The organism is Desulfosporosinus sp. OT (genome assembly GCF_000224515.1).
Classification (GTDB): domain Bacteria; phylum Bacillota; class Desulfitobacteriia; order Desulfitobacteriales; family Desulfitobacteriaceae; genus Desulfosporosinus.
Genome location: NZ_AGAF01000066.1, coordinates 1 through 23643, shown reverse-complemented (window position 1 = coordinate 23643; position 23643 = coordinate 1). Strand labels below are relative to the sequence as shown.

The window sequence follows — 23643 nt, the reverse complement described above, 5'->3', positions numbered from 1 at the left end:
CGTAAATTTGCTATTATTGTTTGAATTATTATTCAACTCGGTATCTGACCGTTACGAAGCTCTACGAAATATAGGGAGTAAGATTAAGTGTGATCTTACCCCTTAAAAGCATATACCTCGCGCCTTTCAGCGCGAGGTATATGCTTGCTTATGGTTGTTGTTAATGTGGCGAGAAGGCTTCCATGGAATCAATCGTCCCCAGGGCACGCCCCCAGAGACGATAGCAGGTGGGTGCATAGGGATGTATTTCGCATGCCAAATTATAAGGAAATGTATTTTCAACTAGCCGCCAAAGTTGCAAATGCCGTTGATATTCTTGTAGAAGCGCAGCAGCAAGGAGAATCCGATTATTCTAAAGAAGAGAGTCCGGTTATTCTGCTTAAAAATTCTAGACCCGAAGAGAAGGGTAGTGATCAAGCATGATGATCATTTTAGGGAGAGCATGCCTTTGATGAATACGATTAGAGAGGATGGAGATTCTGTCGTCAGAGACCGTGTCAATTTATGCAATGGTATCTTACAATACATAGTCGAGTGTATTCAAAAAGGGAGCTTTAGCTTCAAGAAGGATCAAGAGACCTTAAAACGAGTTGAGAGTTTCCTGATAAATCAGGATGCCCAGCTTTTACTAGCCCTGGTAGACAAGAAAGCAAACAAGCCAAAAGCATTAACCGCCACGGAAAAGATCGTGAGACCAGAGACTTCTATAGCAGAGAACGCTCTCTTCACTGGGGCTGTCCATGAACCTAGCATGATCTCCGAACTCAAAAAGGAAATCCTAAGCAGTGACCGAATTGATTTTCTCGTCTCCTTTATCAAGTGGAGCGGCTTGCGGTTAATCATAAATGAGCTGACGCAGTTTACCATGGGTGGCGGTAAACTGCGAGTTATCACCACCTCTTATCTGGGAGCCACGTACTAGGCGGAACTGCTTTTGAGTGTCATTAATTGTCGTTCCGCGTAAGTTCCCGCGTAAGTTCCAGGACCCTTCGCGAAACGACACGTTTCGCCGAATATTGCCGTAGGATAAACTGTTATTACATTATCTTTGTATCCTCAAAAGATAGAAAAGAAGCACATAGATTTTACGAGTCGTTTGGATAGGATACTAATGCAGTTCAAGGTTTTAAACGGGAAGCGGAGGTAGTAAATTGTTAAAGATCGGAGGGCTATATGTCTAACACTGCAATCACACAAACTGCGCTTGCCAATTCGTTAAAAAAGCTGATGTTATCCCACTCTATTAACCATATTCATGTCAAGATGATTACCGATGACTGTGGATTCACAAGACATACATTTTACAATCATTTTCACGATGTATATGAACTGCTGGGTTGGATCTTTAGCTGTGAAGTAATCGACGGCGTTGATCAATACTGCACGCTGGACCAATGGCAGCAAGGACTTCAGTTGATATTGGATTATACGGCAGACAATCGCATTATCTGCCTGAACACATACCGTTCTTTGGGAAGAGACCATTTGGAAGCATTCCTGCAACGTGTGTTTTATCGTTTTTTGTTCAGGATTATAGAAGATATCTCCAAAAGCATGGTGTTGTCAGAAGATATTAAGCTTGATTGCTGCGAATTTTATTCAAATGCCCTGATGGGTGTTTTTATTTCCTGGCTTAAACGGGATTTGCGGGAAACTCCTCAGCAAATGTTAAAGCAAATCGATCAAATGATGAGTGGGAACATTGTAAATACACTAAGTAAATTTGATAGAAGCTGAAATTACACACTTTCAATAATCTGTGTAATTATTGCACACGTATCCTGTTTTGTTCATTGAGCACTCTTCTGATTTGTACTATCTTTTTTATAGCAAGTTTTTAGGATCGGTTAAAGAAAGTCTATCCAAAGATAACTTGCATGAAAGGAGAGTGCTTTTTATGTATAACTATGAAAGAATCAATCCAAAGGCTCCGAAGAACATTGAAAACCGGCATGCTTACCTTATCGGTGGTGGAATCGGTTCTCTCTCTGCGGCAGCTTTTCTGATTCATGACGCCCATATGCCGGGAGAAAATATTCATATATTGGAATCGCTGGATCGTCTCGGAGGGTCTATGGATGGTGCAGGGACGGCAGAAAAGGGGTACACTGCACGCGGCGGACGCGAAATTGAATCGCATTTTGAGTGTTTCAGTGAACTGTTCAGTTTTATTCCCTCGCTTTCTGACCCGAAGGTCAGTGTACTTGATGAATTTCATCAACTGAATATCGATGAGCCGATTGAATCCCACTGCCGTTTGGTAGAGAAGCAGGGTACTCCGGTGGATTTCTCTTCTTTCGGCCTCAGCACGAAAAATGCTCTGGAATTGGCGAAGCTCCACATGCTGACAGAAGAGGCGCTGGGAGCAACTACCATTGAGCAATACTTCACTCCCGAATTTTTCAAGACTAACTTCTGGTATTTCTGGGTTACAATGTTTGCCTTTGAGCCGTGGCACAGTGTCGTTGAAGTTAAACGATACATGGAACGTTTCATGCACCTGATTGATGGGATGAACCGGCTGAAAGGCATCCTGCATACTGATTATAATCAGTACGATTCACTGATTTTGCCGTTAATTACATGGCTGAAACAGAACGGTGTGCAGTTTGACTGCGGCTATACCGTAACCGACATTGATTTTGATTTTTCCAACGATACAAAGACAGCAACCGGCGTCCATTATGCCAAGGATGGTAAAACCGGCAGGATAGCAGTTACTGAAGATGATCTTGTTCTCTTCACAAACGGTTCAATGACCCAGAATACTGAGCGTGGGGATTTTAATACACCTGCTCCGCTTAACCGTTCGGACGATAAGGGCTGCTTCTCGGTTTGGGAGAAAATAGCTGTGAAGTCACCCGATTTCGGTCATCCGGAAGCATTCTGCTCCAATATTGACAAAACAAAGTGGATGAGCTTTACAATTACCTTAAAAGACGATGATATTGTGTTCCCGCACATTCTGAATTTGACGGGAGACAAGCCAGGTATGGGTGGTCTGGTTACAATCAAGGATTCCAGCTGGCTGATGAGCTGGGTTGTGCCGAAGCATCCGCATTTTATCGGTCAACCCGACAATGTTAAGGTTCTATGGGCATATGCACTAAACATGGATGTACCCGGCGACTATATCAGAAAAACTTATTCCGAGTGTACCGGACGTGAGATGTTTGAGGAACTGCTTTATCACATGGGACTAAAAGACCGTATTTCGGAAATTTTGTCGCACACGGTCAATGTTATTCCGGCAATGATGCCCTATATTACTTCTCAGTTTATGCCGCGTGTTGCAGGCGACAGGCCGGATGTGATTCCTTCAGGCAGCCGGAACTTCGGTTTCCTCGGTCAGTTTGCGGAAATACCGCATGATTGCGTATTCACTGTTGAATACTCGGTCCGCAGTGCAATGATGGCCGTATATGGTCTGCTTGGATTAGAAAAGCCGGTCGAACCGGTTTACCCCGGATGGTATGATATACGGGTGCTAACCAAAGCGGCTAAGACCTGTCTTGGTGTGAGTTCGCTTAAAGATATCCCTCTAGGACTTCTTTTAAAGAACCTTGAAATCGGAAATTTGTTATAGGCCTTGCTGATACTCAATTATACTAAGCCGATTTGACAACCCGAGGCACTTTGGCGTTAAATAACCTGAAGAATATAGTACTGAGGTATATTTATAAATGCTACCTGCTTTTTGGGTGTCGACCTCCGTTTAAGAGTGCCTGGATTCTTTGGTTGGATGTCCTTTTTAGGCACTGTGGGATTGACCAATAATGAAAGGTCCTATCTTAATGTTCAGAGGATCATAGCTGTAAAATTAAAAGTTAGATAGAATGCATTGTATATCTCGGCGCTTAGTTTGTTTTGCCATAAGCTAAGGGAGAAGTGGCGGCCACGTGGCCGCCTTTCTTATGTGCTCTACCTATGCTTGGGGCGGGTCGTATAAGTCGTTGGTGGCAGTTCCAACAATCATAATGTCTCGCTTTTCAATCAGCTCGCCGCTGGGCGTAAGGAATACATTCTTCTGAATGATCGTGTCCATAACGGCTTCGGCCTGTGCCTGATCCACGTCTTCCCTCGGATCGGGGATGGTGATGGCAAACGTTTTGCCGCCGGCAGTTGTAACGAGTTAAGTCCAGCAGTCATCAGGTGTTATTGGTTATGTAGTAGTGTCAATTAAAAAGTGTTATGTTAGCACTACTACGTTGGATTACATAAATACGAGTTGTTTAGCAAAAGCTACACTAGAAAAATTGTTTTTTTTATTTTTCTACAGATAAAATGAGATTATTGAATTAAGTTGATTTTTAAGGGAGTCGGTCATTAGTATGATGATACCGTATGTACAAGGAGATTGTATTTTTACGAGAATTAGCCCATTGACTAAGCAGTATGAGTATTTAACAGACGACATCGAGACCGATGTGATTATAGTAGGCGGAGGCGTAACCGGAGCAATTTTAGGATATTATTTCTCTAAACGCAATATTAAGGCTGTTCTTATAGAAAAATCAAGAATTGCTCATGGGAGTACTAGCATCACAACGTCACTTCTTCAATATGAGCTAGATAGTAATGCGATGGAGTTAAAGTCCTATACCTCAATCGCCATTATTTTAAGGTCCTATGAGTTAGGAATAAAGGCATTAGATGAAATCGAAGAGTTTATCGCCGAATATGGCAATACTTGTGACTTTAAACGAGTTGATAGCTTGCTATACACAGCTAAAGATCAAGAAAAAAAGGAAATTGCACAAGAGTATAAGTTTAGAAAGGAAAATGGATTTCCAGTAGAATTTATTAATCAGGAGACTAATCCGTTTTCATTTGAGGTAAAGGCTGGTGTATTAAGTAAAGGTGGAGGAGCTCAATTCAATCCTTATAAATATACGCATGCTTTGTTGGAGGTAAGCTGTAAAAACGGGTTAAGAATCTATGAAAACACAGAAGCGGTGGATGTAAGGTATAGCGAGAAGTTGGTTACCGTAGAAACGGTCTTTGGCCACAAAGTTAAAGGCAAAGTAGTGATCGTGGCATCTGGGTACAACACCCACCTTTTTACAAAAAAGGCCTTCGGAACCAAAACAACCACCTTTAATGTTGCTACAAGACCAATCAATAATCTAGAGAATATCTACAAAGGAGTCGTAGTTAGAGACAATGAAGACCCTTACCATTACTTCAGAACAACAAGTGATAATAGAATCATCATTGGCGGAGAGGATATTAACTTTCTGCCCGATATATTAAATGAAGAATTATGCATGAAAAGTTATGATAGGTTAGAGCAACGCCTGAAAAACCTATTTCCCAAGTTAAATATCGAGATCGAGTATCGATATTGTGGAGCTTTTGCATCCACTGATGATAACGTAGGCTTCCTGGGTAAAGATCCAAAAAATGAAAAACTATGGTACTGCTTGGGATATGGAGCCAATGGCATTTTATTTGCGGTGTTAGGTGGAATGATGCTCAGCAAATTATATTTGGGAGAGGTGGATGAAGATCTCAAGCTTTTCAAAGTAGATAGGTTTGGAGCATAAGCCACTAGTAGTTGGGTTAATGTCAGATATTCATTGCTTGGAAAATTTGAGGAACAACTATTAATTACGTTGGTAATGATGTATTGACTAAGCTTCTGGCAGCAATCGAGGATCAATCAGAATGGACGTGGGATGCTAACCTTTGTCAGTTTGTTCGCCGTGGGGACGCTGAAAAAGCGTCTTTTTTTGTTGGAAAATATTAGCGTTGTCAAATTGGAGAAATTTAGTGGTGGGATTGACCAATAATAAAAGGCCCTATCGTAAATGTTCAGAGGATCATAGCTGTAAATTAAAAGTTAGACAGGATGCACAGTATATCTCGGCGCTTAGTTTGTCTTGCCACAAGCTAAGCGAGAAGTGGCGGCCACGTGGCCGCCTTTCTTATTTGCTCCACCTATGCTTGCGGCGGGTCGTATAAATCGTTGATCGTGGTTCCAACAATCTTAATATCCCGCTTTCCTATCAGCTCGCCGCTGGGCGTAAGGAATACATTCTTCTGAATGATCGTGTCCATAACGGCTTCGGCCTGTGCCTGATCCACGTCTTCCCTCGGATCGGGGATGGTGATGGCAAACGTTTTGCCGCCGGCAGTTGTAAACGTTAACCTTACCACCTTATTCGTCGTTACAGCCATAGTATCACCTCTTTTATCACAAATTTTCCGGAGTGTTACTCATTGAGCAGCTCAAAATTTTTCCTCAGGAGCACGTTCGTAAGCGGATGCTGTCCCAGACTGAGTAAAGCTGCCGCCACATCATAAACATCCTGTTCGGAGGCGTCAGCCTTCAGGTAATTCAGGCTTTTCTGTTTGAGTTGCGGGCCGCCTGTTGGCGTAGTCCCGGTCTGGTATTTTACGATCAGTGTTGAATTTAAAGACGTTGTACTTACTGCCATCGACCTCACATCCTTTCCCACCTATTGACAGGCTGCTTTGAAATCAGCCTGTCCTTTTATTTTATGATCCTGCTTGTCCGGAGGTTACAGTCTGCGGGCCGACCTATTAAAAAGTAAGGTTCCCGCTTCCACTTCCGATTCTTTGACAAGCTATTTAAGTGAGGTTTGTCACACGCATAAGCCTGGCCCCATATTCTGTGAATAAAGTAACGGAAAGGGCAGGTAATATTATGAGTGGTTTAATCACAGATCGCACGCCGCTTGTGATCGCGGCTGAAATAAACACGATCAGACACCAGGCCGGGAAAATCCTCCTTACCAGCGCCATTGAAATCGGCCGGCGACTGAAGGAGGCTAAGGACCTGCTTCCCCATGGTGAATGGGGCAAGTGGTTGAAGAAATCAGTTAGTTATTCCCAGCGAACGGCCGACAAGCTGATGCAGCTCTGGGAAGAGTATGGGACGAAACTGCTTGCCTCCCCCGACAGTGACGGCAATCCAAATTCGCCACCGGTGGCGAATTTGAGCTACAGCCAGGCACTCATCCTCCTGGGGATCCCGGAAGAGGAGCGGGAGGAGTTTATCGCCGAGCACGATGTGGAGAACATGACCAGAGTGGAATTGCAACAAGCTGTCAAGGACAGAGACCAGGCCATTCAGGAGAAAAAAGACATCCAACAAGACCTGGACTTGAAAAGCAGCGAACTCGCCCAATTGACCATTCAGACCCGAAGCCTGGAGCAACAGTTGAACGACTACAAGGTGAAATACTCTGCTGAGCAGGAAAAAGTCACGTTAAAGCAAAAGGAGTTGGAGGCGGCTAAAGAAGAGGTACCGTCCGCCAGGAAAATTGCCGAACTGGAAAAAATGCTCAAAGCCGCGGAAACCAAATCCTCTGTCATGACGGCCGAAGCACAATTTACCATTCACCGCGATAACATGATCAAAGCCTACGATGAGCTGTTAAAAATGCTCACCGCATTAGACAGAACGGATTCGGAGATGAAGGAAAAATACAGGGAGACAGCGAGTACGATTGTTGAAAACATGGCGAAGACGCTGAAAGTATGGCCCCCCGTGATCAGGACAAATTTATCAATTAATACGACTCAATCCAAGAGGAGTTAAATCCAGCGGCCATTTGGTAGTAATCCGAACCGATCAAAACTCCTGAATTATGCCAGCAAGCAGTTATCGGTGTGGAACTGCAGCAGATTCGTGGGGAGCAGCAATGGCTCTCCTTTTCCGTGTGAGGCAGGGAGAAGTAATCGCTTGTAGGAGAAATTGCCTGGGTGTTGAATATAGTTACTAAAGATTTAACCCAATAAATGGATTAACCGAAGGCGAATATACAGCGTTCCGAGTGGAAAAACAAAGGAGTTGTTTGGATTTGCTGACGTTGCTGGCAACCTTAAAAGTAAAACCCGGCAAAGAGGCCGAAGTGACCGAAATTTGTAGTCAATTGGCCAAGGAAGTTCTTGCTAAGGAAAAGGACTGTTTGATGTACATACCCCATGTGGTAAAGAATGACCCAACTGAAATCATCTTCTTTGAAAAGTACAAGGATAAAGAGGCCTTCAAAACCCATGGGAATTCGGCTTATTTTCAGGCAGCAGCCCAAAAGTTTGAAGATCTACTAGAGGGTAAGATCCAAGTTAAATTTCTTGATGAAGTTTAATTGGCAGGGATCTACTGAAGAAAGCTTAGATTTTTGGCTTAGTGTTGTAGGGTGAAACGGAAAGTTTTTGTATTGATGTGCGGAAGACAGAACCGGAAGAGAGTTTCAGTTGAGCGGATAATAAATAAAGGGAGCGAAACTAAGGGAATCTTAGGCTTCGCTTCTTTTCCGCGAAGAATTGTCTGAGCTGTCTGAGCTGAATGTTGTACTTTTCGCAGAGTATGCCTTGCAAGATAGACTATCAAGCAGAAGGTTCGTGCTAATAGTGTATAATTTAAAGAATATTGTAAAAACAACAATTGTTGGCAGGGTTTTACAAAATAATGAAGAACTCAGACTATAGAAAGTGTTGCAGTTATAGGAACTATTAGAAATAGTTGAAATAGGCTTACTTTAAGTGATGGTTTAGTTCCATAATGCGTAGCTCGGATAACTGCAGGTTATGGCAATGATGAGAAATGAATTGTTGAACAGGTCTTATAAAGGGTGAGGTAAAATGGAAACTTTAAAACAAGTTATTATACTTTTAGACGAGCATAGTGGGTCACTTACAGTTTTGATTACTGCAGTTTATGTTCTCGCAACAATACTTATTTGTCTTGCAAATATCAAATCTGCAAATGCATCTCAAAGGCAAGTTGCTGAAATGCAACAGCAATTTAGACAAACCAATCGTCCGTATATAACCTGTGAATATATACTGAAAAATAGGCAGTTCTGTGGTATTAAAATATGTAATCACGGGAATGTGGTTGCGAAAGATTTAACATTTTCTATATGCCAAGATTTTCTTGATGCACTGCAATCGGGCCATTATGTTGATTTTTGGAAACTGAACGATTCACACTATAGACTCGTTGGCATTGGACAAGAGTTCGATTTTTTCTTTTCGGACGTGGCTCATAAGCCCAAAGTGCCTTTTGAGTTGATTGTTCATTACCGAAGTGAAACAGATTCTTTCACTGAAACCTTTTGCTTCGATTTAAGCAAGCAAATTCCCGTATATTCTGTTGAAATGAATGAAGAAAAGTTTTTGAAAATATCGAAAGCGAAGCAAAAGTCTTTAGATGAGATTGCAAGTAGCCTGCAAATAATTGCTTTGAATTGTGACAAAGGGCCTAATGAAAACCGATAGAAATGACACATGCTATGGCTATTATGATGTACGTAACCATAGATTCGCTTGGTTTGAAAACAAAATCCCTTTGGTTGACGACTATTGAAGGCTGAACGGGAAGCTAAGGATTTGACTGAGGTCAATTCACCCGATTTCTACGATTATATTGTGATTGACTAATTCCATCATGCCGCCGCCCCAGCGTCACTCGTTTAAAAACCGGGTCGTTGCTGCCACGGGGACGGGTAAGACAGTCATCGATGCCTTTGATACCGGGACTTTTGCAGGGCAAACCCCAATAGCCCAACAAACTGCTCTTTGTCGCCCGACTGTGATTCTGATTGACCACAATGAGGTGCGTACTGATTTATTAAACACCAACGGCACAGCCTAATGAACCAGACGATTAATAATAAAGTAGGCAATTTATCCATGGGATATTTTGGGTTACCTATTGTAACAATCCTCTATATGGATTAGAATGGTAACAGAACAAATGTTCCCAGAAGGAGGGGATAAGGTGCAATCGTTCGGTGGACCATGGACCCTACTCAAATTAGACGTGTTGGAGAAATATCTAAATTTTTTTGTGCAAGCTATGAAGAACCAAAACTTTAAGCTATGTTATATTGATGCGTTCGCGGGAAGCGGAGATGTCGATGTCCCAGGTATTGGATCAATCCCTGGCTCGGCTGTAAGATCAATTGACTACCCATTTGATCGATATATTTTTATTGACAGTAATCAGGAATATCTTAAGAGATTAGAAGACAATATTTATCAGAAGGCTTCAAAAAAGAATATTGAGTTCAAGCAGGGTGACTGTAATCAACTTCTGAAAACAATAACCTCCTTTTCGTGGTATAGTAATTATTGGCGCGGGGTCATTTTCCTTGATCCTTATGCTATGAACTTGAATTGGGATTCTTTATCTTCTATAGCAAAGACCAAAGCGTTCGATGTTTGGTATCTTTTCCCCTTATCTGCAGTGAATAGGGTATTACCTCGACACGGGAATATCCCTGAATCTCATAGACAGAAACTTCATAGAGTATTGGGGACCACTTCGTGGGAACAGGAAATATATCAAGAATCACCTCAACTGACATTGTTCGGTGATGTTGACATGGAAAGAGCTACGATCGAACAAATCAAAGCATATATACTTAAACGACTAAAAACGATATTTCCGGGAGTATCTGCGAATCCTCTTACTTTGCGAAATCCTAAAAACAATTCACCGTTATTTCTGCTATGTTTCGCTGTTAGCAATCCTTCATCATCTGCAGTAAATCTATCTTTAAAAGCAGTAGATCACATTTTGACTCACACTTAATAGCAATTTAAGAACGAAGGTGATAAGATGGCAAAATCAAAAATTGAATGGACTGAAAACACATGGAATCCGGTAACTGGTTGTACGAAGATATCTGATGGATGTAAAAACTGCTATGCTGCTGCCATGGCTCAACGATTAAAATTAATGGGAAATAAGAAATATGTTAATGGATTTGATGTGACTCTCCACGAATGCTGCCTGAATGATCCTTTAAAGTGGAAGAAGCCTTCTTTAATTTTCGTAAATTCCATGTCTGATCTGTTTCATGAAGACATTCCTCTAGAGTTTATCCAGAAGATTTTTGGTATTATGAACAAAGCGTCATGGCATACCTTCCAGGTTCTAACGAAAAGAGCGGAACGGCTTGAAGAAATAGCTCCTTATCTGACTTGGAGTCCAAATATCTGGCAAGGAGTGACCGTTGAAAGTGATCACTATAAATCTCGCATTGATTCGTTGAGAAAAGTTAATACGAAGGTCCGATTTATTTCCTTTGAACCGCTTATAGATGAGGTTAAGAACCTTGATTTAGCGGGCATCAACTGGGCAATTGTTGGCGGAGAAAGTGGGTTTAAGTCTCGAAGGATGGATCCAGAGTGGGTATTATCCATCAAGAATGAATGCGATCAACAAGGTGTTAACTTCTATTTCAAACAATGGGGTGGGATAAATAAAAAGAAGAATGGGCGATTATTGCTGGGGCAGACTTGGGATGCTATGCCAGAAATCGGGGCGAAATGATCTTCTATGTAAATCTTGCATTAAACCTAATAGATATATCCCGATGTATTAATAAAGAGAAAGGGAAACGACGGACAGTGACGAATAGATAAATATGGACTTTTTTTGAGATAAGGATGATTGATTTTGGCAGACAAGCAACTCAAATGACTAGACTAGGCTCATGATATTTACCGAGGCTGCCAATCAGCCTTATTTTTTTTCTATACCAAAAAACAGTGGAAATTTCTTACCCCATGTTGAATCCTAAGTACTGAAATGCATTTCGAATTGAACAAGCTTTCTGCCTGCTGGGAACGGACGATAGAAATGACAAAGGAGTAAGGAGAAATATGTTCAACGACTTTATCAAGCATTACAACATCATCCGGGATATCCTCAGAGACTGTTTTTTATACGGTTGTTTTTCGCTTGATGATCTCGAAAACAAACGAAACGTCAGTTCCCGGAAAATAAGCTATGAAATCCGCCGCATTCAGCAGTATGTGGAAGAACAATATATTCGGATGGACAAAGACGGTCGCTACAAACTCCTAAGTCTGACCTACGATTCTTTGCGGGATACGGATAATTTTCTGGTTCAGACATATCGGACCAGAAGTTTTACCCGGACTGACCTGGTTACCTACTATCTGATATTGATGATTCTACACACGAAAGATCTGCCGTGTACTGTTAAAACCCTTGAAGATGCCTTAGTCCTGAGAGGACTTATCAACGCGGGTACGATCAGCCGCAAGACCTTGGAAAGAAAACTTGCTGAAATGTGCCATAAGACAGGTGTTCTTTCCTGTGATCAATCGAAACGAACGAAACAATACGCTGTGGCGCCGGATATCCTGGGAAGCTTAAGCTGCAGCCAGATAAGCGAACTATTCAGGGCCGTCAGTCTCTATAAAAATATTCTTTTTCCGGCAACGGCCGGTTATTATTGCGAACAAACCCTCCAAGATTATATAACATATGAAAGAAAAACCAGTATATCTGACGGTCATTTCTTTAATTACCGGCATGTCCACTTTCACCCGGTCATTGAGGAACATATATTATGGGAAATATTAAAAGCGATCCATCAAAGAACAAAAATCAAAGTAGTTAATCATACCCCGAAGAGCGCAGGCAGGAATTCCTATAAAATCCTGAACCCCTACAAAATCAGATATGATACACATCATGGCAGGTTTTATCTTATATCCTTCAACAATCACGGAAAGTGCATTCTATCGCGGCTCGACCGGATAGAGAGCATCGAATGTCTGGAGGAAACATTCTGCAGGGAAGACTATGACGAAAAGTATTCGGAATGTATGCGTTACAGCTGGTCCAGCGTGGCCTTAGCCGATGGGCAGGAGCCGGAAAACATTAAGCTGGAAATCCTGATTGATGAATCCACAGAAGGATATCTGATTGGCAAGATTCAAAATGAGGCCCCCGGCGGCATCATGGAAAAAATCGAAGAAGGGCGCTATCACTATTCGCTGAAGGTAAGTGACAGCGGCGAGATGGTTCCCTGGATCCGGAGCTATACCGGAAATATCCGCGTCGTAGAGAGCGCAGTACTGGCTCAAAAAATTGCAGCGGACTGGAAGGAGACGCTTAGATCCTATGGAATTGTTTGATGAAGTAAAAAACCGGTATTTTCATATGGTGTTTCAGATTATCAACGAATGTACTGTCGGGAAAACAAAAAGTGAGATATTAAGAATCATTGCTGAGGGAGAATTTGAACAAAAAGTCATCGGCAAAAACCAGCGTTCATTTGCCGATTTAATCCTGAATAGCTGCGGTGATGATGGAAATCTTAATTTATTAAAAGAAGAAAACGAGTTGTTTTTTCCATCAGTTCAAGCGCCCGGCAATCATCCGCTCCCGGTCCGCTTTACAAATTTAGAGAAAGCCTGGCTCAAAGCCCTTCTCGACCAACCTGATATCACCATGGTATTGGGTCAGGAGACACGAGAATTCCTTCAGGCGAGTTTGAGAAATATTGATACCCCCTTACGTCAGGAATACCTGGAGTTGACCAATACAATACAGCTGCCGGAAATTCTTCAACCAGAAATTTACCAGGAAAATTTCCATCTGATCCTGGAAGCTTTAATTAATGAGAAACCCATTCGTTATAGTAACAAAGACCGTAAAGGACATGTGCATCAAGATAAGCTGGCTTTGCCGGTGAGCCTGGAGTACTCCTTGCGGGATGGCAGATTTCGGGCATCCATGTTCTCGATTGATGATAACCGTCCGATTATGGCTAATCTTACGACGTTATCCAAGATCAGGGTTGTCAAGGAACCCGTACCGATTGACAGGGAAACTGCCCAAAAAGCACTGTTCACGAAAGTTTCCCCGGAACCGGTCATTTTGGAAGTGATAGACAAAAAAGGAGCGATGGAGAGAAGCTTCATGTGCTTCTCAGGAATGGAGAGATCAGCGAAGCAGATCGGGAAAAACAACTATGAACTGCGGCTTCACTACTACCTGTTTGAAGAGGAAAATCTAATCAGGAGTATTCTTTCTTTGGGGCCCTATGTTAAAGTCATATCTCCTCAAAGGATTGCGGATGAAATTATCTGCAGAGTGAAAAAATCATTAGAGTTTGCAATCTGCTAATAGGTTGCAAACTTTTTGTCTTTTGAACGTAAATTTTTCCTATATACTTAAATCAGCATAATCGGCTTATTAGAGCAACCCGCTGCGTGTTTATCAGGGGAATAACTTTCTGCTTGTAAAACGTTCTTGAACCGCATAAACTATCGAAAATAAGTAATATAAACTACCACAAGCCGAGACTTAGTCACTGTAATGGATGGACATATCTATTATGGTGACTAACCCGAGTTTAAGATATGAGACTATAAATTTAGCCTAGGAGAAAGTTATGCAAGAAATCAGAGGAAAATATAATATAGCCAAAATATTTACTGACATTTTAGAAGAAGGTGCGGCCTCGCAGATCGAGACCCTTTGTAATCAGGAATTCGTCAAAGACAGTAAGATCCGGATCATGCCGGACGTTCATGCCGGGGCCGGGTGTACGATCGGTACTACCATGACGATTACGGATAAAGTGGTGCCGAACTTAGTCGGGGTGGATATCGGCTGCGGGATGGAAACCATCCAGATCAGCAATAAACGCCTCGAACTGCAAAAGCTGGATAAACTGATCTATGAAAAAATTCCATCGGGCTTTGCCGTAAGGAAGACCCCGCACCGTTATAACGAACAGATCGACTTGACAGAGCTCCGTTGTCTGAAGGCAGTAAAGCTGGACAGGGCCCAAAAGAGCATCGGGACATTAGGCGGCGGCAATCACTTTATTGAAGTCAATAAGGACCAGGAAGGCCGTCTGTACCTTGTAGTGCACTCGGGCAGCCGTCACTTAGGGCTGGAAGTGGCCAAACACTATCAGGAAGCCGGATATAAACAGTTAAATAGCAATGAAAAGCCGGACCTGGAAGACCTCATCACCCGGTATAAATCTGAAGGCCGGGATAAAGAAATCGAGAAGGCTTTAAAGGAACTGAAAAGCCAGGTTATAACTGATGTGCCGTACCCGCTGGCTTATGTAAGCGGAAGTTTGTTCGAAGACTATCTTCATGATATGAAAATCGTTCAGCAGTTTGCCGAACTAAACCGTAAAGCCATGATCACGGAAATCGTCAAAGGCATGAGATTAGATGTCGTTGAACAGTTCACGACAACCCATAACTACATTGATACCGACGCTATGGTTTTAAGAAAAGGAGCGGTATGCGCCAAGAAAGGGGAACGACTTTTAATTCCGATCAACATGCGGGACGGCAGCCTGATCTGTACCGGCAAAGGCAATGAGGGCTGGAATTATTCGGCCCCGCATGGCGCGGGCAGGCTGATGAGCCGGACCAAGGCCAAACAATCGTTTACTGTTTCCGAGTTTAAAAAACAGATGATGGATGTCTATACCACATCCGTTAATAAAGATACCCTCGATGAGTGCCCGATGGCTTATAAGAACATGGATCATATCATCAGCAATATCGGACCGACCGCTGACATCATGAAAATCATTAAACCAGTTTATAACTTTAAGGCGGGAGAAGAGGATTAACCCGTCCGGAATCTTCAAACATTCATAGAAGAGGAACAACGGATATGAAAGAGCTATTAAAACAACCTGAATATGAATTTGTTCAATCTGACCCCCATCTCGGCAAGAACGTCATCCTTCTGACTTTAAGCGGCTCGCACTCTTATGGCACTAACATAGCAGGTTCAGATATCGATGTCAGGGGGATTACGGTAGAATCCTCCAGCGATTTAATCGGGCTGACCCACTATGAGCAGTATCAGGATGCAAAGACGGATACGGTCATCTATACATTGCGTAAAGGCGCTCAACTGATGATGAATTGTAATCCCAATGTCATTGAAATGTTGGGGGCGCGGGAAGATCAATATCTTGTCTTGAATGAAGCCGGCCGTCTTCTACGTGATAGCGCGGATCTCTTTTTATCACGGAAAGCCAAACACACTTTTGGCAGCTATGCCACAGCTCAACTGCGAAGACTGCAAAACGCCCTGGCCAGAGATCACTATCCTCAGCCGCAAAAAGAAGCACATATTCTGGGAAGCGTGCAAAAACAGATGGCGGGTATCGAAGAAAGATATACGGATTTTGGCTTAGGACGATTCAATTTATATATCGACAAGTCCGAAAGAGAAGGATTTGAGACGGAAATCTTTATGGATATTGTCTTAAATCATTATCCGATACGCGATTTCAAAAACATCTATTCGGAAATGCACAATGTGGTAAGTGATTATGAAAAGATCAGCCACAGAAACAAGAAGAAAACAGAAGGCGCACTCTGCAAGCATGCCATGCACTTAATCCGGCTGCTGATAACGGGCACAGATGTTCTCCGGGGAAACGGCATCATAACCTATCGGGAAAAAGAGCATGATTTGCTGATGGATATCCGGAATGGGGTCTATTCCTTTGACGAAATCTTTGCCATGGTGGATCACTATGAAGAAGAATTCAAATACGCCGCTGATCATTCGCCCTTGCCTGAAAAACCGGATTTCAATAAGATTAACGACTTGGTCATGGAAATCAACAGGAGCTATATAAATGATGAAAATCAATAAAAATGCCCTAAAAATTATGGATATTCTGGAATCCCGCGGATACGAGGCCTTTGCCGTCGGCGGCTGCGTGCGCGATCTAATCCTTGGTAAAGTTCCTAAAGACTGGGATATAACCACCAACGCTTTGCCGGAGCAAATGCTTGCCATGTTTGAGGATTACCACACCATCCCTACCGGCCTGAAACATGGCACGATTACTGTCGTTCTTGATCATGAACCGTTTGAGTTGACAACCTATCGGGTTGATGGAGTTTACTCCGACAACAGGCGGCCGGATACGATAGCCTATACTTCCTCGCTTACCGAGGATCTGGCGAGACGGGATTTTACCATGAATGCGATTGCCTATAACCCGAAAACCGGCATTATCGACCCTTTTCATGGGCAGGAAGCTATTCGGTTGAAGGAGATCAAAACCGTTGGGAAGCCCGAAGAACGATTCAAGGAAGATGCCTTGCGCATGCTAAGGTGCATCCGCTTTGCCTGCCAGCTCGACGGAACGATCGATGCCTTGACCTATGATTCTCTTTACCAGAACAGGCGACTGATTCAACGCATCAGTATAGAAAGAATCAGAGAAGAAATCAATAAAATTTTGTTATCCGGTTGTCCCGACAGGGGAATCAAATTATTTTATGATACGGGCCTATTGCAATATATCCTGCCTGAAGTCTGCAGTTTGGCAGATTTTGATCAGCACAATCCTCACCATCATAAAGATGTGTTGAATCATACGTTGATCGTTCTTAACGCTGTTCCTAATAATTTGCCCTCAAGGTGGGCGGCCTTATTGCATGACATCGGAAAACCAAAGGCTTTCACCCTCGGAGAAGATAATATCGGCCATTTTTACGAGCATCATAAAGGTGGAGCGGATATGGCCAGAGAGATTCTATTACGATTAAAATTTGATCATGACACCGTCAGAAAAGTCGGGATTCTAGTCTATAATCATATGTTTAAATATGATACGCTTCGCGACGCCAGCATCAAAAAGTTTATCAACCGTGTCGGGGTTGAAAATCTAAATGATCTATTCGAACTCCAGATCGCCGATATCAAAGGAAGCAAACCGCCTCACGACTTCAGCCAAATCAAGCATCTGAGAAAAGAAGTCGACAGGATCTTGAACGAGAAGGAGCCTTTGTCCATGAAGGATTTAAGGGTGAATGGAGACGATCTGGTCGCAATAGGCTTTGAGCCCGGGAAAAGATTAGGGGATACACTGCGCTATTTAATGGAGGAGGTTTTGCGGACCCCGGAGGTGAATGATAAGGAAACATTGTTAAGCATGGCAAAGAGGCTAGTCAAAACATCGGATAATAATTAGAAACGGTATGATCGACGATGGTCTTGGGTCCATATGACACCGGAACAAGCAGTTCAGGCTCATCTGGATATAAAGGGTAAAATTATGATGTTAATGCACTGGGGAGGATTTACATTAGCCTTTCATGACTGGAATGAACCAATAGAACGAGCAGTCAATGAAGCAAAAAAGGCAGATGTTAACCTGATAGCGCCTATGATTGGTGAAACTCTCCTTCTAAATTCAGACCTATACACTCCTCCTTCACCATGGTGGGAAATGGTAGCTTTCTAAGAGGTTACTTGAACTGGGTATCAGTAACGTGTTTTTCTTTATATGGGAATTTCTTTTCAAAAGATTCTAGTTCCTCTTGATTAACGTCAAAGACAGGATCTGCATAGAATCTTCCGCTTATGCCTTGCAGACCGCCTTTATACAACTCTAGCGCCATGAATGCTTCAAAATTTGCTCCTTCGGCAGTACTTATCCCATAGCTTGCAGCATTTTCAAAACCAAACCGATGATAGTAGGCAGGATTTCCGAAGATAATAATGGCCTTATAATCCATAGCTTGAGCTATCTTTGTTGTATGTTCAATCAGAGCTGATCCGATTCCTAGTTTCTGACAAGATGGTAAAACGCTGATAGGACCAAAGGTTATCACCTCATGTTCATGGTCGTCCTTGTCCACAACCTTTGATTTAGTATATATTATATTGCCGACAATCTTATTGTTCAGTAAAGCTACAAAATCCAATTCGGGGATAAACGAGGAAGCCTTGCGGATCTTGTGCACAATCAGATGCTCAGTGCATCCTGGGTGATAGAGATCCCAAAAGGCCTCTCTTGTTAAATTTTCTACTGTGTGATAATCGTTTTTGTTTTCCGGACGAATCATTATGCTCATTTTATTCTTCCTTTCACTTATTTTCTATCCCACTCATTTACAATAACATTCCCTGCATAGTGCCCTTTGTCCAACTGATGGCGGGCTTTTCGGTTTGCTACACTGTCAAAGATGATGGAGAAATCATAATCAGCGGGATAGAGTTCACTGGCGGGTATCTGTAATTTTAGCCGTTTATGGTTTATCAGGCGTTTCTCTCCCTTAATCTAATTTATCTGAGGAATATTTTGGGTTACCTATTGTAACAATCTATCATATGGATTAGAATGGTAACAGAACAAATGTTCTTAAAAGGAGGGGATAAGGTGCAAGCATTTGGCGGACCGTGGACCCTACTGAAATTGGACATATTGGAGAAATATTTGAGTTTTTTTGTGCAAGCTATGAAAAACCAAAACTTTAAGCTATGTTATATTGATGCATTCGCAGGAAGTGGAGTGTCGATATCCCAGGTATCGGATCTATCCCTGGCTCGGCTGTAAGAGCAATTGACTACCCATTCGATCGGTATATTTTTATTGACAGTAATCATGAATATCTAAAAAAGTTAGAAGACAATATTACTCTGAAGGCTACAAATAAGAATATAGAGTTCTTGTTGGGTGACTGCAACCAACTTTTGAAAACGATAGATTCTTTCTCGTGGTATGTAATTATTGGCGAGGGGTAATTTTCCTTGATCCGTATGCTATGAATTTGAATTGGGATTCCTTATCTTCAATAGCTAATACGAAAGCGTTCGACGTTTGGTATCTTTTCCCGCTATCAGCCGTAAGTAGGGTATTACCTCGACATGGAAATATCCCTGAATCTCATAGGCTGAAACTTAACCAAGTATTAGGGACCACTATGTGGGAACAGGAAATATATCTAGAATCCCCCCAACTGACATTATTTGGTGATGTTGACATAGAAAGAGCTTCAATCGAACAAATTAAAGCCTACATAATTAAACGATTAAAAGCAGTATTTCCGGGAGTATCTTCGAATCCTCTTACCTTGCGAAATCCTAAAAACAACTCACCGTTATTTCTATTGTGTTTTGCTGTAAGCAATCCGTCATCTTCTGCAATAAATCTTTCTCTAAAAGCTGTGGACCACATTTTAACACACACTTAATAGTTATTTATAAATGAGGCGATAAAAATGTCAAAATCGAAAATTGAATGGACAGAAAATACCTGGAACCCGGTTACCGGTTGTACGAAGATATCTGATGGATGTAAAAACTGTTATGCTGCTGTCATGGCGCAGCGTCTAAAGTTAATGGGTAATAAGAAATATGTTAATGGATTTGAGGTTGCACTCCACGAATACTGCCTGACTGATCCTTTAAAGTGGAAAAAGCCTTCTCTAATCTTCGTAAATTCCATGTCGGATCTGTTCCATGAAGACATCCCTTTAGATTTTATCCAAAAGATTTTTGGGATTATGAACAAAGCATCTTGGCATACCTTCCAAGTTCTAACGAAGAGAGCAGAACGACTTGAAGAGCTGGCACCTTATTTGAATTGGAGCCCTAACATCTGGCAAGGAGTAACCGTTGAAAGTGATCAATATAAATACCGCATTGATTCCTTGCGGAAAGTGAATGCGAAGGTCCGATTTATTTCCTTTGAACCGCTAATAGATGAGGTTAAAAACCTTGATTTAGCGGGTGTGGACTGGGCGATTGTTGGTGGAGAAAGTGGGTTTAAGTCTCGAAGGATGGACTCTGAGTGGGTATTGTCAATCAAGAATGAATGCGATCAGCAAGGTGTTAGCTTTTATTTCAAGCAATGGGGTGGGACAAACAAGAAGAAAAATGGACGGTTATTGCTTGGGCAAACCTGGGATGCTATGCCGGAAATCGGTGCTAAATAATTGACAATGCTGCTCCCAATCCCCAAAAAAGTATACAAATCAACATGACTAGGGCCGGAAGGAATATTAACCTACTTGAGTGACCTTTTAACTGATGCTAGGGGTGAAGGCAAGACATACATTTACGCAAATAATAATCCCAAGTATGCACAATGACTTGTAACTATCATGAGAACGTATTACAACTTTTGCTGGGCGACAAGAAATAGTTACGGAGAACTTCAAACCCCCGCTTAAAGGCTAGGTCTTACTGATAAAGAATTTAAAGTATATAGTCTATTTTAGTTGATAAAGCCATCGAAAAGTATTTTTTCGAATAACCATTCAACGCCTTAATCAGATATGCCATTATAAAATAGCCTGTATCATAAATTACTTAGTAATCTTTGATACAGGCTTAGTGCTGTGCATATTCTAGCTCAGGTGAATTAAGTGGATTTAGGAAGATTTTTAATTGTTAATTTGAGTGTGATTTTCAACGTTATTTTACGTTTTGCACCTTAAAATAGAAGCCCTTAGTAATAAATACAGTTAGTCTTTTTTGACTGCCTTCCTTAGGACGCCAAGGTTAAAGCCTAATGAACTGGATTATAGATCTTGCATAGGAATTGCTCCGGCAGGTTGTTGACAAATGGCTGGAAACTATATGGAGGAAGATGTTTTAGGAGAAAATTTAACCCCTGTTAATTCCTCACTCAGCGACCATAAACGGGCAGCTTTCTCAGGATCAATGGCCCATGGCAATACTCCAAAAGGAGATGTGTTGTCTGTGACAGCGAAGGCTATATTACAGTCCTCGCAATAAACGCCCCCCATCGCATTCAATTCATCACTGATTGCACACCATAACGGAGTGGCTGCTCCCTGTTCCATACTTTTGAATTCATCTCCGACATGATGAGGTTTAAATTTCTTTAGAGTATTTATTAAGGAGTTTACAGGAAGGTTACGTATAAAACTGTATGCTGCTTTTGTAATACTTCTTCCGATTCCCGGTGCTTTTCCCTCAAGTGCAGAACTGCCAAGATTAGTTGAGGGAACTAGTCCCGGATGGGCTGCAAATGCTCTAATGCCATAGGCTATTCCCAAGCGATCAAGTTCTGTGGCAAACAGCACATTAGCAGTTTTGGATTGAGCATACGCCTTCATCGGAACATATTCACTCTTAAAATAATTGGGATCGTCAAAATTGACCCCTCCCAACCGTTGTGCTCTGGAAGATACAGCAACCACGCGTGCGTCGCCGGATTTTACCAGGGCAGGCCAAAGCCTGGCTGTTAGCTGAAAATGCCCAAGATGGTTCGTCGATAATTGGGATTCATAGCCACGTGAATCTCTTTTTAGCGGTGGAGCCATGATACCTGCATCGTTAATCAAGATGTGCAGCGGTTTTCCTGTGGCGAGAAATCGCTCAGCAAAAGCGTCGATAGATTCCGGGTTCATCAAGTCCAGTGTGTCAATTTCTACATTCGGAATATTTTTCAGAGCAGCCTGTGCTTTTGAAAAATTGCGTACCGGAACCAGTAGCTTTGCTCCTGCCTCTGCCAGTGCCTTGGTGATTTCCAGTCCTACTCCTGAATATCCGCCGGTTATTATGACGTTTTTTCCACTCAAATCGTATTTATCAGCAATTTCTTGCGCAGTTGTTTTTGCTCCAAACTTGGACTTTATCGGTTCTTGTTTTGTTTTATTCTCCATTGGATTTCCTCCATTTCTAGAAGCTTAATTTTCTTCTCGGATGATCCGGCGGATACGGCTTAATGATACTGGTGAAATGCCGAGATAAGATGCGATATGTGTCTGACTGATCCTTTTGTCTATCGGATAGTCTTTCTTCAGGTCCAGATATCGCTCGGTAGCTGATTTAGTGACAAGGCTTGTTTCCCGTAGTATTTTTCGTTTCAAAGCCTCTTCAAGCAGGTGGATATATGCCATCATTAAGCCTGTATTTTTTTTAAGCTCGTCCAATAAAACAGTCTTGTTTATCTCAACTGCTGTGCATTCTTCAAGAGCTTCAAAACTGCACACATGTGGTTTATCTGTTGTTAAGAAGTCAGAGCCAAAGGTAGTGCCTTCAAAAATAAACATATGGGTAACATCATTTCCGTCTATATCGAGATAGAATCCTCGTATGATGCCGGCTAACAGAAGAAAACCTTGATGATCGGTGGAAATTAACTCGCCTTTTCGATAGTGGATTAGCTGATTGAGGTTTACAAGCTTATTTAAGGTTTCCGCATCCAAATATCTATTGTATTGTTCCAGTAGCTGGGCAATCTTGATTTGATATTTCTCATTCATTTTGCTGCACCTTTCCTGTGTTTTCCGTATTATAATTTATTTTGTCAATTCGCGTATTAACATATGTTAATAGGTGACTTGCATTCTTGGATAGCTATTTGTAAAATGCTGAATTTGTTCTCATCCGGGTTCGAAATGTCATCAAAAATTTTTTTAAAACCCAGGGAACTTTTTAAACCTTTCATGAATCCTAAGTACTGAAATGCATTTCAAATTGAAATAGTTGGGGTGAGGATCAAAACGTGAAAGAAGATCTGATTGGCCGGGCTCGGCAAGGTGACCTTGACGCTTGGGAAGAATTAATCCGGGAGATCTATCCCCAGGCTGCCAGGCAGGCTTTCTGCCTGCTGAGAGATAAAGATCTGGCCCAGGATGCCGTCCAAAACACAATGCTGAAGGTTTTTAATAACCTGTCTGGCTTAAACGAGGACGGCGCATTTACCGGTTGGTGGCGGCGGATCTTAACCAACGAAGTATACCTGTCGCTGCGCTTGAGCAGCAGGGTAATGCCGGGAATACCAGAGGAACTGTTGAAAACCGGGGAACTGCCTGTCGAAGAGGCTGTCGCACTGAAGTTGGAATTGGGGCAGGCGATTCAAAGGCTTCCGCTGGAACAACAGCAAATCCTGCTGGACGTTGATGTAAGAGGATTGAATTTACAGGAAGCTGCGGAAGAATACAATCTTGCCCTGGGAACGGTCAAGTCAAGGTTGTTCCGGGCCCGGGCCCGCTTGCAGGAGACCCTGAAGCAGTACAGAAAAAAACCAAAGGAGCGAGTAGACATGACGCTGGAGTCATCAGATATCATGGACCGGA

General features: G+C 42.2%; 24 protein-coding genes and 3 pseudogenes. 20 read left to right on the top strand and 7 right to left on the bottom strand.

Annotated features, from left to right (window positions below):
* The first annotated feature begins 252 nt into the window (after positions 1 to 252).
* The 4 genes and pseudogenes from DOT_RS30985 (at position 253) to DOT_RS06155 (ending at position 3586) form a co-directional block, all read left to right on the top strand.
* Complete coding sequence (locus DOT_RS30985) at positions 253 to 423, top strand: hypothetical protein (protein WP_009615586.1); 171 nt, start codon at positions 253 to 255, stop codon at positions 421 to 423.
* 181 nt (positions 424 to 604) lie between these two features.
* Positions 605 to 916, top strand: a pseudogene (locus tag DOT_RS06165) (hypothetical protein); the annotation flags it as partial.
* Between the two features lie 257 nt (positions 917 to 1173).
* The gene (locus tag DOT_RS06160) at positions 1174 to 1737 is read left to right on the top strand and encodes a TetR-like C-terminal domain-containing protein (protein ID WP_040411385.1); all 564 of its coding nucleotides are present in this window, start codon (positions 1174 to 1176) and stop codon (positions 1735 to 1737) included.
* Between the two features lie 160 nt (positions 1738 to 1897).
* Complete coding sequence (locus tag DOT_RS06155) at positions 1898 to 3586, top strand: oleate hydratase (RefSeq protein ID WP_040411383.1); 1689 nt, start codon at positions 1898 to 1900, stop codon at positions 3584 to 3586.
* 339 nt (positions 3587 to 3925) lie between these two features.
* Here the strand turns inward: DOT_RS06155 and DOT_RS28430 are convergent.
* Positions 3926 to 4126: pseudogene (locus DOT_RS28430) on the bottom strand (DUF2922 domain-containing protein); the annotation flags it as partial.
* Between the two features lie 205 nt (positions 4127 to 4331).
* On the opposite strand from DOT_RS28430, the gene DOT_RS06145 reads away from it, so the two are divergent.
* The gene (locus DOT_RS06145) at positions 4332 to 5546 is read left to right on the top strand and encodes an FAD-dependent oxidoreductase (RefSeq protein WP_009615571.1); all 1215 of its coding nucleotides are present in this window, start codon (positions 4332 to 4334) and stop codon (positions 5544 to 5546) included.
* Positions 5547 to 5940: 394 nt separating this feature from the next.
* Here DOT_RS06145 and DOT_RS06140 read toward each other — a convergent pair whose 3' ends face one another.
* Both DOT_RS06140 and DOT_RS06135 read right to left on the bottom strand, forming a co-directional pair.
* Positions 5941 to 6180, bottom strand: a complete 240-nt coding sequence (locus tag DOT_RS06140; RefSeq protein ID WP_009615567.1) for a DUF2922 domain-containing protein — start codon at positions 6178 to 6180, stop codon at positions 5941 to 5943.
* Positions 6181 to 6215: 35 nt separating this feature from the next.
* The gene (locus tag DOT_RS06135) at positions 6216 to 6440 is read right to left on the bottom strand and encodes a DUF1659 domain-containing protein (protein ID WP_009615565.1); all 225 of its coding nucleotides are present in this window, start codon (positions 6438 to 6440) and stop codon (positions 6216 to 6218) included.
* A gap of 230 nt (positions 6441 to 6670) precedes the next feature.
* Between DOT_RS06135 and DOT_RS06130 the strand changes: the two genes are divergently transcribed.
* The 12 genes from DOT_RS06130 to DOT_RS06075 all read left to right on the top strand — a co-directional run bounded on the left by DOT_RS06130 (position 6671) and on the right by DOT_RS06075 (position 18050).
* Positions 6671 to 7567: a DUF3102 domain-containing protein gene (locus DOT_RS06130; RefSeq protein ID WP_009615563.1), complete on the top strand. Its 897-nt coding sequence runs from the start codon at positions 6671 to 6673 to the stop codon at positions 7565 to 7567.
* Positions 7568 to 7802: 235 nt separating this feature from the next.
* Complete coding sequence (locus DOT_RS06125; RefSeq protein WP_242833779.1) at positions 7803 to 8117, top strand: putative quinol monooxygenase; 315 nt, start codon at positions 7803 to 7805, stop codon at positions 8115 to 8117.
* A 496-nt stretch (positions 8118 to 8613) separates the two neighbouring features.
* Positions 8614 to 9252 (top strand): hypothetical protein, encoded by a 639-nt coding sequence (locus DOT_RS27725; protein WP_009615558.1) that lies wholly within the window; start codon positions 8614 to 8616, stop codon positions 9250 to 9252.
* 154 nt (positions 9253 to 9406) lie between these two features.
* Positions 9407 to 9628, top strand: coding sequence for a hypothetical protein (locus DOT_RS06115; RefSeq protein ID WP_040411382.1), 222 nt, complete (start codon positions 9407 to 9409; stop codon positions 9626 to 9628).
* Positions 9629 to 9754: 126 nt separating this feature from the next.
* Positions 9755 to 10570, top strand: coding sequence for a three-Cys-motif partner protein TcmP (locus tag DOT_RS06110; protein ID WP_009615556.1), 816 nt, complete (start codon positions 9755 to 9757; stop codon positions 10568 to 10570).
* 27 nt (positions 10571 to 10597) lie between these two features.
* Positions 10598 to 11314 carry a phage Gp37/Gp68 family protein gene (locus DOT_RS06105; protein WP_009615555.1) on the top strand — a complete coding sequence of 239 codons (717 nt, stop codon included), beginning with the start codon at positions 10598 to 10600 and terminating at the stop codon, positions 11312 to 11314.
* A gap of 332 nt (positions 11315 to 11646) precedes the next feature.
* A complete protein-coding gene (locus DOT_RS06100; protein WP_009615554.1) occupies positions 11647 to 12933 on the top strand; it encodes a WYL domain-containing protein in 1287 nt (428 codons plus the stop codon).
* Positions 12920 to 13927: a WYL domain-containing protein gene (locus DOT_RS06095; protein ID WP_009615553.1), complete on the top strand. Its 1008-nt coding sequence runs from the start codon at positions 12920 to 12922 to the stop codon at positions 13925 to 13927. Before DOT_RS06100 ends, DOT_RS06095 begins: the two co-directional genes overlap by 14 nt.
* A gap of 268 nt (positions 13928 to 14195) precedes the next feature.
* Positions 14196 to 15404 (top strand): RNA-splicing ligase RtcB, encoded by a 1209-nt coding sequence (locus DOT_RS06090; protein ID WP_009615552.1) that lies wholly within the window; start codon positions 14196 to 14198, stop codon positions 15402 to 15404.
* 44 nt (positions 15405 to 15448) lie between these two features.
* Positions 15449 to 16447 carry a nucleotidyltransferase domain-containing protein gene (locus DOT_RS06085; RefSeq protein WP_009615551.1) on the top strand — a complete coding sequence of 333 codons (999 nt, stop codon included), beginning with the start codon at positions 15449 to 15451 and terminating at the stop codon, positions 16445 to 16447.
* On the top strand, positions 16431 to 17777 hold the full coding sequence (locus DOT_RS06080; RefSeq protein WP_009615550.1) for an HDIG domain-containing metalloprotein: 1347 nt from the start codon (positions 16431 to 16433) through the stop codon (positions 17775 to 17777). Before DOT_RS06085 ends, DOT_RS06080 begins: the two co-directional genes overlap by 17 nt.
* A gap of 33 nt (positions 17778 to 17810) precedes the next feature.
* Positions 17811 to 18050 (top strand): MBL fold metallo-hydrolase, encoded by a 240-nt coding sequence (locus DOT_RS06075; RefSeq protein ID WP_009615549.1) that lies wholly within the window; start codon positions 17811 to 17813, stop codon positions 18048 to 18050.
* A gap of 4 nt (positions 18051 to 18054) precedes the next feature.
* On the opposite strand, the gene DOT_RS06070 is transcribed toward DOT_RS06075, so the two are convergent.
* Positions 18055 to 18663, bottom strand: a complete 609-nt coding sequence (locus DOT_RS06070) for an N-acetyltransferase (RefSeq protein ID WP_009615548.1) — start codon at positions 18661 to 18663, stop codon at positions 18055 to 18057.
* A 17-nt stretch (positions 18664 to 18680) separates the two neighbouring features.
* Positions 18681 to 18869 (bottom strand): annotated as a pseudogene (locus DOT_RS31695) (hypothetical protein); the annotation flags it as partial.
* A 99-nt stretch (positions 18870 to 18968) separates the two neighbouring features.
* Here DOT_RS31695 and DOT_RS30305 point away from each other — a divergent pair.
* Complete coding sequence (locus DOT_RS30305; RefSeq protein ID WP_157998421.1) at positions 18969 to 19145, top strand: hypothetical protein; 177 nt, start codon at positions 18969 to 18971, stop codon at positions 19143 to 19145.
* Positions 19146 to 19809: 664 nt separating this feature from the next.
* Positions 19810 to 20526, top strand: coding sequence for a phage Gp37/Gp68 family protein (locus tag DOT_RS06060; RefSeq protein WP_009615545.1), 717 nt, complete (start codon positions 19810 to 19812; stop codon positions 20524 to 20526).
* 642 nt (positions 20527 to 21168) lie between these two features.
* On the opposite strand, the gene DOT_RS06055 is transcribed toward DOT_RS06060, so the two are convergent.
* Positions 21169 to 22224 (bottom strand): SDR family NAD(P)-dependent oxidoreductase, encoded by a 1056-nt coding sequence (locus tag DOT_RS06055; RefSeq protein WP_009615544.1) that lies wholly within the window; start codon positions 22222 to 22224, stop codon positions 21169 to 21171.
* Positions 22225 to 22248: 24 nt separating this feature from the next.
* On the bottom strand, positions 22249 to 22827 hold the full coding sequence (locus DOT_RS06050; protein ID WP_009615543.1) for a Crp/Fnr family transcriptional regulator: 579 nt from the start codon (positions 22825 to 22827) through the stop codon (positions 22249 to 22251).
* A 242-nt stretch (positions 22828 to 23069) separates the two neighbouring features.
* On the opposite strand from DOT_RS06050, the gene DOT_RS06045 reads away from it, so the two are divergent.
* Positions 23070 to 23643: sigma-70 family RNA polymerase sigma factor (locus DOT_RS06045; protein ID WP_009615542.1), on the top strand; the 574-nt coding region annotated here is incomplete at its 3' end.